This is a genomic window from Blautia sp. MSK.20.85 (genome assembly GCF_013317245.1).
Taxonomy (GTDB): Bacteria; Bacillota; Clostridia; order Lachnospirales; family Lachnospiraceae; genus Blautia_A.
Map to the genome: position 1 here is coordinate 1 of NZ_JAAIUN010000050.1, position 11,382 is coordinate 11,382.

Below are 11,382 nucleotides of genomic sequence, written 5' to 3' on the forward strand. Positions count from 1 at the left end.
TAATAATTCCTGCATAAATAACACCCCTTTTTCTTTTATTTTACTAGAAAAGGGGTGTGTTCACAATTTATTTACTCATGCGTTTGTCGTGCCAGATCTTTTTTCCCGTTTCCATATCTACAAGATCCAGATAGATCACCCGGAACTTTTCGCCAAATTCCTGATCTCTGTGCCAGTGCCCAAAGTACCACCGGGTCAGTGAATCATATACCGTCTCATTTACATACTGCAGATAATTCTGCAATTGCCGTTCTTCCATCGCCGAGTGATATCCCCCAAGTGAAGGTATAAGATTTAATGGACAGGTATGTGTGATCACATAATCTACCTTATAGTCACAGGCCTTAAGATTTTTGTTTCCGTTCTCATAATCTTCCTCAGAGGGAACTTCTTCCTTCCAGTAACTTTTGTTCAGAGTACGATATGCCCTGTCTATGGAAAAAGCTCCTCCAAAACAGAATATCCGTTTCTTTTTCAGACAGAGGACTTCTCCTCGAAGCACATGAATGATCCTGCTTCGGATCATATGGACTCTGGCATTATTCCATTGTTCAACAGGGAATTTATTCAGTGCACGGTGATTTTCATGATTTCCATCCGCAAAAATAATATATCCGTTTATTTTCTGAAGAAACCGGTCTACATCATCCAAAAATACATGCTCATCTCTGTTATCCCAGAATACAAACCCAAAATCTCCGGCAACAAATAATGCATCTCCCTCTCGAAGCTGTCTGGTAATCATCGTTAATGCCGCAGTATCACCGTGCAGATCTCCGGTAATAAGCAATCTTCCTGATATTTCTGTTTCCATACTGTTTCAACTCCTCTACTGGTATCTGTAACATTCTCTGACCTTCCATCTGATGCTCTGCATAACCGTAACAGAAGAATACCTGTCAGCCTCCAGCGTCTTACATCATTCTCTCACAGGTAAGATAATCTGTACCCCAGTTTTTATAGCAGTCTGCAATCCTGGAATCTGTAAACAGCCACAGTGCGACCTTAATATTTTTCGAATGCGCTCTGGCTATTGTAGCTCTGTTGGTACATCCATACTGAGCACTTACGTCAAATTTATATCTGGCACATTCATTCAGCGCTGCACTGGTGATCTGATCCCGGAGTATCCACTGTATGCTCACGGTTCTGTTTATCTGTCTGAGCATGATCAGCGGTTCTTCCTTAAACGAGATCACAACCGGACTTTTTCTGGATTTTTTTATGATCTGGTTAAACTTTGCAACACCATTCTGATCCAGGTTTGATTTGATCTCGATCACCGGTGTCATGGAATATTTATTACAGCACTGAAGATACTGTTCCAGTGTAGGAATAATATTATGCTTATATGCAGAAGCATTTGTTCCTGTAATAACCGGATACTTCTTTACTTCCTGATATGTGAGGTTTTCAATTCTCTTATCAACGCCACACATACGCAGCAGATTAGAATCATGAAAAATCACAAATGTCCCGTCTTTTAACTGTCGTACATCGGTTTCTACATACTTCGCACCTTTCTGTCCTGCAAGGCTGAAAGCGGGAAGTGTGTTTTCCGGTGCTTCCAGACTTAATCCTCTGTGCAGGATCGTACCAGAACTTCCACTCAGAGGTGCATTGGATGTACCTGTCTTTTTGTCTCGAACGTATACCTGTATGGTATTTTTTATTTTCTTTCCACCATCTGCCGTCACTGTGATCTTTACAAGGCCGGGAGCCTTTGCTGTAATTTTTCCCGTCCTGGATACTGTAACAACGGAACTGTTGGATGTGGCATAAGTTATTGTTCTTACATATGCATTTCCCGGATGGACAGTTACCTTCAGTGTTTTCTGTTCCCCTTTATCCATTACGATTTCTGAAGAAGTCGAAACTGATTTCAGTTCTGCTCCGACAACCACTTCCGCAGATGCAATATACCGGTTTCTTCCCAAAGACACACAGGTTATTTTGACTGTGCCTGTTGTTTTTGGTGTTACAATACCACTGGATGAAACTGTCGCGATTTTTGTATTCGAAGATTTATAAATTGCCACGCTTCCATGCTTTTCCGGCTTCAGCTGTATTGTTTTTCCTGTTTTTGTTTTTATCGGAGTTGTTTTATATCCGGTAAAATCTGTGTATATGAGCTGATTATATGTATACACTTTACAGGAAATTTTTTTTCCTCCATAAACAGCATAAATCTGAACATTTCCCCAGCTCTTTGCGGTGACTTTTCCATTGGATATGGCTGCAAGTTTGGGATTGCTGCTTTTCCACTGGACTTTCTTTGGATCTACTTTTCTTCCATTGTTGTAAACAGACAGCTCTTTGGTTTTTCCTACCTGCACAGAAGCTGTTTTCTGCTCAAAATGAAAACTTTCTGTTGCCGCTGCTGCCGGTACTGAAAAGCAGATCAATAAGATAACCATTGCTATCAGACCTCTGATTTTTTTCCTCATACTGTGATTCCTCCTAAAAACATTCTGTAAAGTTATTATGCCGTAAATATCGGACATTTACAAGTTTCATATCTCTGTTTTATATGCAAAAAAACACCTTCCGGATCCAATCCGGAAAGTGTTTCTGCTCTGTTGTTTTTCAGTTTATAATTCTACATTGCTGCTGTTTGTAAAAACCGGATAAACTGCCGGAATGTGCCGCATTCCAACTCTTACACATAATTCCGCATACGCAACCGCCAGAAATGCCGGATCAATGATCTTCACCGGAAGTTCCTTTTCCAGCTTTTCTCCATATCCTGCCATTCCAAGACAACCTAAGATGATCCCGTCGGAATGATCTTCCTCCACTGCTTTTTTGCAGACAGCTTTCAGATATTTTTCTGTAGCCTCCGGATTGGTGCGCAGTTCTCCGATCGGAATATCCAGCGTCCGGACTGCTGCCATTTTTTCCCTGGCAATGCCGTTTCGAATCAGACGACGGTAGGTTCTTGGAATATTGATACTCTCGGAAGTCAGCACCGTAAAACGGTTGCAGATCATGCTCGCCGCAGCCAGACTGGTTTCTCCGGGACCGATCACCGGAATTCTTACATTTTCACGGATGGCATCAATTCCCACATCGCTGAAGCAGTAGATCACAATGGCATCGTATCCTTCTTTTTCCGCACGGATACTCTCCTTCACCATTTCCGCCGCAGCAAAGGCCTCATCTGTATTACAGTCCAGCTCGTCCGGACCTTTTTTGATACAGTCCACGGAAACCTCTGCATCGGAGGAAAGTGCCACTTTCAGCATTTTCTCACGTGCGTCCATGGTTTCTCTGCTCATGGCCTTGTCTGACATGATTACTTTTATTTTCATTTTTTATCTGTTCTCCTTTGCTGCCTCCGCAGTCCATACCTCAGATTCTACTCCGATATCAGATGCCACAAAACGCCTGCCTGGATTTTTCTTATAATTCTCATATGCTTTGGTAACCAGTTTTCTTCCAACCAGAAGTGTCGGGATGTTGACAAAGATCAGGATTACATTGATCAGGTCAGATACATACCACAGGTTATCCAGCTGAAGTCCGGATAATACAGTCAGGGTTCCAAGTGGAACGAAGATCAGCGCTCCAAGGCATCTTGTAAAATAGATGAACTTTTTATTCTTGGAAATCTTGTTTGCAGCGATCTCTGTATAAGTCAGGTCACAGAGAAGTGTTGTAAATGCAAACAGTCCAAATGCAACGACCACGATGATAAATACGATCACATCCAGGATTCCGTCTCCCGGTACCAGCTCCTTGACGGAAGTCAGGAACGTTCCGATCTTGTTTGCCTTCATCACATCCCAGTCAATGGACGGATTATTCCAGATAGCACCTGCAGTTACCACAAAACCAGCCAGAGAGCAGATCACGATGGTATCTACAAATACACCGATGGACTGAATGAATCCCTGCTCGCACGGATGATTGGCATCCGCAATAGAGGAGGCCTGTGTTGCAGTACCCATACCAGCCTCATTGGATAAAAGTCCTCGTTTCAGTCCCTGTGCCATAGCCACACCAAATGCTCCGCCAAAGATAGCGCTTGGTTTAAATGCTCCTACAAATACAGCCGCAAAGAATCCCGGCACTTTTCCGATATTCAGAACGATCAGTACCAGTACGATGAGAACATATAAACCTGCCATAACCGGTACAACCGCATCGGAAAATTTTGTTACGCTTTTGATTCCGCCAAATGTGATAACTGCGATGACCACGATAATGGCAACTGCGATCACATAGTACAGGGGATCTGTTACCTGTGTTGTTTTTCCTGTTACTTCTCCTGCTGATTTTTCAGGCAGTAGTCATACATTTCCTCACCGGTTGTCCACCATACACCATCAAAAGTTTCAATATAATCCAGAAGCTCTTCCAGAAGTCCGATCCTGCCCGGTGCTCCGATGGCTGCCGGATCCAGCTGAAGGACATAACAGAGGCCGTATTCATGGCATCCGAAAAATTCATCCTTCCAGTTGTTGAGAACTCCTGTATAATTTGCGATCCTGCCCTGGCCTGCCGGAAATGCCGGATGATAGTTGAACGCAAAATACGGAAGATCATAGTTTACCCAGTGAATAGGGATCTCCAGGATCTTATCCTCACCCAGATCTTTCCAGTATGGTCTGTCATCATCGCAGAGATTGCTGGAATACACCAGGCCGTTTTTCTTTGCGATCCGTAACGTATCCAGGGTCAGCTCGCCTTCCGGGGAACGAAATCCCTTCGGTGTAACGCCGCATACCTTTTCAATCGCAGCGATTCCTTTTTTGATGGCGCTTTCCTGCTCTTCCTCGGATAATAATGCCATATGCTCATGATGATATCCCAGTGCTGCGATCTCGTGGCCTTTTTCCACAATGGCTTTCAGCTTATCCGGATACTGCTCTGCCACCCATCCAGGAGTAAAAAATGTTGCGCGGATGCCCCGTTCTTCCAGTATTTTTAAGATACGGTCCACGCCTCTTGTCATTCCGTACTGTCCAAGAGACAGTGTTTTCGGCATATCCTTGCAGGTGGGATCTAACTGCAGCCAGAACAGTTCCGCATTCAGGTTGATGGTGATCATGGCGCTGCATTTTTTGTTTTCCGGCCACTTTGGTCTTTCCAGTTTCATCCTTATTTCTCCTCCTGTTCTTGTGAATGGCTTCGATACCAGTCTGATACTTCCGTTCCTGTTGCCACCCAGACATCCTCTTTGGATGTGATCTGCTCCAGCATATGTTTCAGGATCTGGATCCTTCCAGGGGAACCAATTACCTGGGGATGACTCATATAAGAAATGCAAAGCCCCTCTCTGTAATGTCCGCGAAACTCTCTCATAAAATTGTCTTCTACCAGACGATAGCTGGAAATCCTGTCCTGTCCTGCCGGTTCTGCCGGATACATGTTATATGCCATAGCTACGTAATCATCTACTTCCCATTTCGTAGGGATCTCGATAAAATCTGTTTTCTCACCGTTTATGATCGTACGATATGGTCTGTCGTCACCACGCATGGAGCTTGAATAACGGAAGCCTCTCTCATACAGAAGCTGCGGTGTGATCTTTGCCCAGTCACCGGATGGAGTACGGAAGCCTGTTACTTCATGACCGATAAGCTTTTTAAAGATTGCCTGAGTCTTCTCAATGATCTCGATCTGCTCCTCTGTTGTTTTTCCCGCAAATCTCTCATGTGCATATCCATGATGTCCGATCTCATGTCCTGCCTCTGCGATCCTCATGATCACATCTGGATAACGTTCAGCTGTCAGCCCTGGTACAAAGAATGTTGCTTTTACACCGTAACGATCCAGCATATCCAGGATACGGTCTACGCAGCGCTTTGGTCCGTACTGGCCTACGGATAAGGATTTGATGTATTTCTCACCGTTTGGAAGTCCACGGTTTCCGTTTTCCCAGGTGGTATCTCCGTCTACATCGAAGGTAAACATTACCGCACATTTTTTACCTTCCGGCCATTTTAAATTTCCCATTGTGTATTCCTTTCTGTTCTTTCTGGATTGTGAATTATCGTCTGAATACATATTCATTCTTTTTGAATTAATATTTGTTCACTTGGTCACCCACTTGTTTATAAAGAATAGCACCCGAAGGTGCTTTTCGTCAATGGTTTTTTCATTATCCTGTACTTTTTCGCCTGTTTCCGCCCCCGGTCCATGATTTTTCCCAAGCAAAGGCCGGGAACTTCTGGCATTTTAGCTAAATGCATATTTAATCAATTATCCCTCAGCATATCCATCGTTACCTGAAGATGTTCCTGCATCAGCTTCTGTGCTGCTTCCGTATCCCTTCTGCGGATCGCATCAATGATCTGACGATGTGATTCCAGCTCCTGCTTTTCAGAAGTGGCTTCCAGCACATCATAAAACTGCCCATACATCATATCCAAGATCGCATTCAGGACCAGCTCCAGTGTCTGGGTCATGAACATACTGCCGGTTTTTTCCGCATAGAGCTTGTGCAGTTCAAATTCACCGGTTGTAGTTCCGGTTGTCTCGTAGGTATGTTTCACTTTTTTGTAAGCTTTTTCCAGATCATCAATGTCTTCTTCGGATGCGTTACGGATGATCAGCTCCACACCCTTTACTTCCAGAACCTGACGGACTTCATAAGCTTCCAGCATGGAATAGCGTTCCAGATTTTTGCTGAGACTTTCTGTACGTTTCTCGGATCCGTGGCCTGGCTGTTCCCTTAAGAATCTTCCTTTTCCCTGGTGAGAAACGATCACACCTCTGGTTTCCAGAACATGAAATGCCTCTCTTAACACATTCCGGCTGACTTTCAGCTGCTCGATCAGTTCTCTTTCCGGCGGAAGCTTGCCACCTGGCTGGATATGCTTCTCATCGATCAGCCTGTAAAGTTCTTCTACTACTTCTTCATATAATAAAGTCCGTGCGGATTGACTTCTTAATCTCATATATTTCTCCATTCTGTTGATAATTCTGTATCCTTTAATTTTTAATTATAATTGGTTTTTCTACAGTTGTACAACAGAATTTTTACCGGATTTGTCAAATAAGTAAACGGCAGATTCTTTGTTGTGGATCTGCCGTCAATAATACTGTACATGTATTTCATTTTCGATCAGTCGTCGTAGTGATTCCAGTCTCCGAAGATTCCTTTGCTGCTATGGCCTGTTTTATGGCCATTTGCATCATAATGGTTTGCTCCGCCAAATACTCCCGGACGACTTTCTCCTACTTTGTGGCCTTTGACATCATAATGATTCATTCCTCCGAAAATACCAGGTCTGCTTTCTCCGATCTTATGGCCTTTGGCATCATAATCATTATACCCTCCGAACAATCCGGGTCTGCTTTCCCCAATCTTATGACCATTGGCATCATAGTGATTAATGCCTCCAAATAAACCTGGTCTGCTGTATCCTTCTTTCTTACTCATAATTGTTCCTCCTTTTTTCCAGGCGGTTATTCATAATCCGCGTTTGCTGTTTATTTCCTTATGCTTTTGATGCAATCAGTCCGACAATACCAATAACAAGAAGTATCGGTAATGCCAGGGAGATCAGTCCTCCTGCTACCATTACGATCAGGATCAACGGCAGGAATACCAGCGTTAATATAAATTTAGATATCCCCCAGGCTGCTTTCAGGCCGAAAAAAAACAGCTTTCCAAAAACTCCAAACATACATATGATAAATAATAACGTCAACATAATTTCTCCTTTTCTCCAGTTATATTTACTGATATAAATTTTGATTTATTTATGATTCCAAGCTTTTCACTGAATTTCGGATCTCTTTCCATTTTTTCCAGGATCCGTATCATCTGCAATCTTCTTGTCACGTCCACACAGCCACCTCTTTCTCTCTGACGGCCCTTGCTGTCACTCGATGAATCCAGTATAATAGAATCATCTGTAAAAATAAACGATCTATATATTGAAATAACTTCATATATTTCCCTATTTTGGAGAATTAACAGAGGAGACTGAACCATGGGGAAACAATTTACCAGAGAAAACAAGACTATTTATCAGCAATACAGAGAAGAACAGGGTCTGACCCGCGAAAAAGCCAGCCAGGAAATGACCGGTGTTTCTGCCTCCAGGATTGAAAAGATCGAATACGAACTGCAGGAACCAACCCCTTACGACATCATCCAGATGGCTGACTGCTATAAGCATCCTGACTTATGCAATTATTACTGTTCTCACAAGTGTATGATCGGGGACCGGTATGTACCGGAGATCGAGGTTTCCGAGCTTTCTACCATTATCCTGGAAACCATCGCTAGTCTTAATGAGATCAACCCTCTCACCAGCCGTCTGATCCAGATCGCCAGAGACGGTAAGATCACCGACGATGAAATCAAAGACTTTGCATATATCAGCCAAAAGCTGGATGAGGTTTCCCTGGCTATTGATTCTCTGAACCTCTGGGTTGATAAAACTGCTAGTGAGAAGAATATTAATATTGAGCTTTTGAATGCCGAGAAAGCGAAGCTTGAACACAAATAAACTTTTCCCCATATAAAGGAAACATTCACATAACATACTTTGACAAATACTAATTTTTTAATAAGAAGGTTTGAAATAAAATGAAATCATACGAAGAATTACTTTCAGATATTGAAGAAGATATGGAACTTATGGGTTCCTCACATATTGTTTATCACGGAGAAGAGGATGGCATTATTACTGATTATGATTACCTTCCATCCGACTCCTGCACGATCTCCATTCCCTTAAAAGAGCTCCAGGAAAAAATCCAGCTGCAGATGCTCTATGACAAAGCTTCCTCTCATACAGCGGAAGCTGATAACAACGCCCCGAAGCTGGCCGTTGTTTTCCCGGGTATCGGATATGGCCCTGATAAACCGCTCCTTTACTATGCAGCTCGCCTTGCCAGAAATCAAGGTTATCAGATCCTGAATGTATCTTACGGTTCTCTTCCCGAAAATGTCAAAGGCGACCGTGCCAAAATGGAACAGGCCTTCGAGCTTGCGTTGAAACATACCGAACAGTTTCTCCAGAATGTTGACTGGCATTCATATGGAAGTATTCTGTTTATTTCCAAAAGTCTTGGCACTATCATATCTTCAGCCTATGCTTCCAGACATGATCTGACAGTGAAAAGCATCCTGTTTACGCCTCTGGCGGATACCTTTTCTTTCTCACTGGCCGGAAGCATCGCCTTCCACGGCACCGCAGATCCCTGGGCCGAAACCGAAATTATCCAGAAGCTGGCACAGCAAAAAGAGGTACCTCTTTTTCTTACAAAAAACGCCAACCATTCACTGGAAACCGGCGATGTGCTGACGGATATTACGATTCTGAAAACTACAATGGAGCGGGTTGAGCGTTTTATTTAACGCCAGCCTGCTCGTTCTTTGTTTTTTGCATTCTTATTTTTTTGAATATTTTATATTGACGTTCCAGTTCCATATTTTCATCCATTGGCATTTCTTTTGCCTCCAGTATCCTCTCCACAGCCTGAGATGGATCCATGGTATGATATGGAAGAAATAATCCTCTCAGTTCCTTCGGTTTTATAATTTTATAAACCTGTACTGATGTTAACTCACAGATAATCGCAAAATACCTGTAGATATAACCAATCCAGTACATCTCGTTGCGGGTATATTTTACAGTTCCATAATCCGAAACTCCATACTCTTCATCTACAAACTGTAAAATATCATTTGCCTGAATATTACTTTCAAGGACTGACCCATTATCAAGTCTTTTTGCTATTTTACTTTTCATAAATCGCCTGATAAAAATCTCTGAGCTCGACTCCATTTTATCAACAGAGTTTTCAAATGCAGTCGCCTGAAGTTCACACAAAAGCAATCCATCTTTATCTATTTTTCTCATTCATCGGCCACCTCTTTACACCAGGATTTCATCAATATACAGACCCTTTCCTCTGTATTGCCTTCTTGCAAGTTTCACTTTGTTGTCACCTAACTTGGCATCTTCCAATCGTATATTCTTATAATATTCCCTTTCATTGTCTGAAATATAACATCGTTCTATAAGTTTAGCCTGCGATACTGCCTTTTCACTTATAAATATATACTGCATTCCAAGATTTGTTGCCGCAAGACAGTGTTTGCACTGTTCATCTGTAATTTCTCCATTAATAAATGAATTAATAATCTGAAACATACGGTTGTCTGCTATCGGTGCAATTATGTAGTCACAATCTCTGGACTGTTCTGCAAGCATTTTTATTGTTGGATGTTCCTTGTATTCATCTAGCGCCCCCCGATAGTAGGCAATCGTCATCATCCATTCCTGGTCCACTTTATATCTCTTACATTTCAGACTCGTGTCATTGAAACGAATATAATATACCGATGAATGCTCAAATCCTGATACAAATGAGATTGCCTGCTCGTAACTTTCCCCTGTATAAAATCCCTGTCCAAAATCATTGTTACTCCTGCCTCTATAGATATCTATTTCCCCGGTAATTTCACTTTTCGCCCCATGGAAAAGCAATTTCTCATTTTTTTCCAGATCATCTCTCCAGAGCATTTCTTTCAGTTTATTTATTCTTATATTTTTTGTAAATGCAAATCTGTATACATTCTCCAAAATTCTTGCAGACGGAACTGTTTTTCCCAACTCATTTCTTGAAACAGTCACCTGCTCTACTCCAATCTGTTCTGCAAATTCTCTCTGAGAAAGGCCTAATATCGCCCGAATTGATCTCAAATCTTCTGGAAAATTATATTTCATATTTCGATCACCTCAAACTTATTTAAGTAATATTATATGAATAAGTTCAATATAAACTTATTCATATAATATTACTTAAATAAGTTTTTGTTATTATTTTTTATGCTAATGGGATAATATTTCATTGCTTCTATGCCACTTTTTCTTGTATATATTTGTCAGACGCCTATCAATAAGAATTACTTTCTTCTTTTCATAATCTATATGTGCCTACTCACAGTAAATTTCTATTTCTTGAAATTATTTTTTTATAAAACATTAAGGTTGAATTTGGTCCTATGTCAAGATTTTCTGCACATCCACGTACCCCGAGATCTTTGTGATCTTGATAATACTGGATTGCATCAAGTTTAAATTGTTTGTCATGTTGTTTTGCCATATGAGATCCTCCTTCAGCATGTTTCTATTGTATCATGCTTATGTGTATTTGGAATTTCTCATTTTGGCTTGTACTATTTATATTCTAGCATCACTTATGCTACTACAGCCTTGGGATGGAGTGCATTTCGCAGATATTCTGGCAGTCTTGCTTCAAAATCAGCGGTAAAAGCAGTCAGTTGTTCATCGCTGAGTTTTAAAATTTCCTGAAGGCTTGCCATTAAAGCATCCATCAGGATACCAAGTGATCTGGTGAACTACTCGGCAACTGAGTTACCAGAGCATCTGAATTAAGGCGGGATACCGC

General features: G+C 41.8%; 14 protein-coding genes and 1 pseudogene. 2 read left to right on the top strand and 13 right to left on the bottom strand.

What is annotated here, in order from left to right:
- Positions 1–67: 67 nt before the first annotated feature.
- From G5B12_RS16400 to G5B12_RS16440, 9 genes are all read right to left on the bottom strand, one after another.
- Positions 68–814, bottom strand: a complete 747-nt coding sequence (locus G5B12_RS16400) for a metallophosphoesterase (RefSeq protein ID WP_174088867.1) — start codon at positions 812–814, stop codon at positions 68–70.
- Between the two features lie 100 nt (positions 815–914).
- Positions 915–2,447, bottom strand: coding sequence for a glycerophosphodiester phosphodiesterase family protein (locus G5B12_RS16405; protein ID WP_174088869.1), 1,533 nt, complete (start codon positions 2,445–2,447; stop codon positions 915–917).
- A 144-nt stretch (positions 2,448–2,591) separates the two neighbouring features.
- Complete coding sequence (locus tag G5B12_RS16410) at positions 2,592–3,311, bottom strand: aspartate/glutamate racemase family protein (RefSeq protein ID WP_174088871.1); 720 nt, start codon at positions 3,309–3,311, stop codon at positions 2,592–2,594.
- A gap of 3 nt (positions 3,312–3,314) precedes the next feature.
- Positions 3,315–4,289 (bottom strand): alanine:cation symporter family protein, encoded by a 975-nt coding sequence (locus tag G5B12_RS16415; protein ID WP_174088883.1) that lies wholly within the window; start codon positions 4,287–4,289, stop codon positions 3,315–3,317.
- The gene (locus tag G5B12_RS16420) at positions 4,262–5,101 is read right to left on the bottom strand and encodes a polysaccharide deacetylase family protein (protein WP_021976015.1); all 840 of its coding nucleotides are present in this window, start codon (positions 5,099–5,101) and stop codon (positions 4,262–4,264) included. Before G5B12_RS16420 ends, G5B12_RS16415 begins: the two co-directional genes overlap by 28 nt.
- 2 nt (positions 5,102–5,103) lie before the next feature.
- Positions 5,104–5,961, bottom strand: a complete 858-nt coding sequence (locus G5B12_RS16425; protein WP_021976016.1) for a polysaccharide deacetylase family protein — start codon at positions 5,959–5,961, stop codon at positions 5,104–5,106.
- Between the two features lie 242 nt (positions 5,962–6,203).
- Complete coding sequence (locus tag G5B12_RS16430; protein ID WP_174088873.1) at positions 6,204–6,905, bottom strand: FadR/GntR family transcriptional regulator; 702 nt, start codon at positions 6,903–6,905, stop codon at positions 6,204–6,206.
- Positions 6,906–7,072: 167 nt separating this feature from the next.
- A complete protein-coding gene (locus G5B12_RS16435) occupies positions 7,073–7,390 on the bottom strand; it encodes a hypothetical protein (RefSeq protein ID WP_174088875.1) in 318 nt (105 codons plus the stop codon).
- 58 nt (positions 7,391–7,448) lie between these two features.
- On the bottom strand, positions 7,449–7,664 hold the full coding sequence (locus G5B12_RS16440; protein WP_021975988.1) for a hypothetical protein: 216 nt from the start codon (positions 7,662–7,664) through the stop codon (positions 7,449–7,451).
- Between the two features lie 282 nt (positions 7,665–7,946).
- Here G5B12_RS16440 and G5B12_RS16445 point away from each other — a divergent pair, with 282 nt between their 5' ends.
- Together G5B12_RS16445 and G5B12_RS16450 are read left to right on the top strand one after the other, a co-directional pair.
- Positions 7,947–8,468 carry a helix-turn-helix domain-containing protein gene (locus tag G5B12_RS16445; RefSeq protein WP_174088877.1) on the top strand — a complete coding sequence of 174 codons (522 nt, stop codon included), beginning with the start codon at positions 7,947–7,949 and terminating at the stop codon, positions 8,466–8,468.
- Between the two features lie 80 nt (positions 8,469–8,548).
- The gene (locus G5B12_RS16450; protein ID WP_021975990.1) at positions 8,549–9,322 is read left to right on the top strand and encodes an alpha/beta hydrolase; all 774 of its coding nucleotides are present in this window, start codon (positions 8,549–8,551) and stop codon (positions 9,320–9,322) included.
- On the opposite strand, the gene G5B12_RS16455 is transcribed toward G5B12_RS16450, so the two are convergent.
- The 4 genes and pseudogenes from G5B12_RS16455 to G5B12_RS17850 form a co-directional block, all read right to left on the bottom strand.
- Complete coding sequence (locus tag G5B12_RS16455) at positions 9,315–9,827, bottom strand: hypothetical protein (RefSeq protein WP_021975991.1); 513 nt, start codon at positions 9,825–9,827, stop codon at positions 9,315–9,317. The genes G5B12_RS16450 and G5B12_RS16455 overlap by 8 nt on opposite strands.
- A gap of 15 nt (positions 9,828–9,842) precedes the next feature.
- Positions 9,843–10,697, bottom strand: coding sequence for a DUF3990 domain-containing protein (locus tag G5B12_RS16460; protein WP_174088879.1), 855 nt, complete (start codon positions 10,695–10,697; stop codon positions 9,843–9,845).
- Positions 10,698–10,911: 214 nt separating this feature from the next.
- Positions 10,912–11,076: a helix-turn-helix domain-containing protein gene (locus G5B12_RS16465; protein ID WP_174088880.1), complete on the bottom strand. Its 165-nt coding sequence runs from the start codon at positions 11,074–11,076 to the stop codon at positions 10,912–10,914.
- A 94-nt stretch (positions 11,077–11,170) separates the two neighbouring features.
- Positions 11,171–11,332 (bottom strand): annotated as a pseudogene (locus G5B12_RS17850) (IS4 family transposase); the annotation flags it as partial.
- Positions 11,333–11,382: the final 50 nt, after the last annotated feature.

Excerpts from the sequence above, each read along its gene's own strand:
- G5B12_RS16435 (WP_174088875.1), bottom strand. The coding sequence starts at position 7,390 with ATGAGTAAGAAAGAAGGATACAGCAGACCAGGTTTATTTGGAGGCATT.
- G5B12_RS16455 (WP_021975991.1), bottom strand. The coding sequence starts at position 9,827 with ATGAGAAAAATAGATAAAGATGGATTGCTTTTGTGTGAACTTCAGGCG.
- G5B12_RS16430 (WP_174088873.1), bottom strand. The coding sequence starts at position 6,905 with ATGAGATTAAGAAGTCAATCCGCACGGACTTTATTATATGAAGAAGTA.
- G5B12_RS16400 (WP_174088867.1), bottom strand. The coding sequence starts at position 814 with ATGGAAACAGAAATATCAGGAAGATTGCTTATTACCGGAGATCTGCAC.
- G5B12_RS16425 (WP_021976016.1), bottom strand. The coding sequence starts at position 5,961 with ATGGGAAATTTAAAATGGCCGGAAGGTAAAAAATGTGCGGTAATGTTT.
- G5B12_RS16460 (WP_174088879.1), bottom strand. The coding sequence starts at position 10,697 with ATGAAATATAATTTTCCAGAAGATTTGAGATCAATTCGGGCGATATTA.
- G5B12_RS16465 (WP_174088880.1), bottom strand. The coding sequence starts at position 11,076 with ATGGCAAAACAACATGACAAACAATTTAAACTTGATGCAATCCAGTAT.
- G5B12_RS16445 (WP_174088877.1), top strand. The coding sequence starts at position 7,947 with ATGGGGAAACAATTTACCAGAGAAAACAAGACTATTTATCAGCAATAC.
- G5B12_RS16450 (WP_021975990.1), top strand. The coding sequence starts at position 8,549 with ATGAAATCATACGAAGAATTACTTTCAGATATTGAAGAAGATATGGAA.
- G5B12_RS16420 (WP_021976015.1), bottom strand. The coding sequence starts at position 5,101 with ATGAAACTGGAAAGACCAAAGTGGCCGGAAAACAAAAAATGCAGCGCC.
- G5B12_RS16410 (WP_174088871.1), bottom strand. The coding sequence starts at position 3,311 with ATGAAAATAAAAGTAATCATGTCAGACAAGGCCATGAGCAGAGAAACC.
- G5B12_RS16440 (WP_021975988.1), bottom strand. The coding sequence starts at position 7,664 with ATGTTGACGTTATTATTTATCATATGTATGTTTGGAGTTTTTGGAAAG.
- G5B12_RS16405 (WP_174088869.1), bottom strand. The coding sequence starts at position 2,447 with ATGAGGAAAAAAATCAGAGGTCTGATAGCAATGGTTATCTTATTGATC.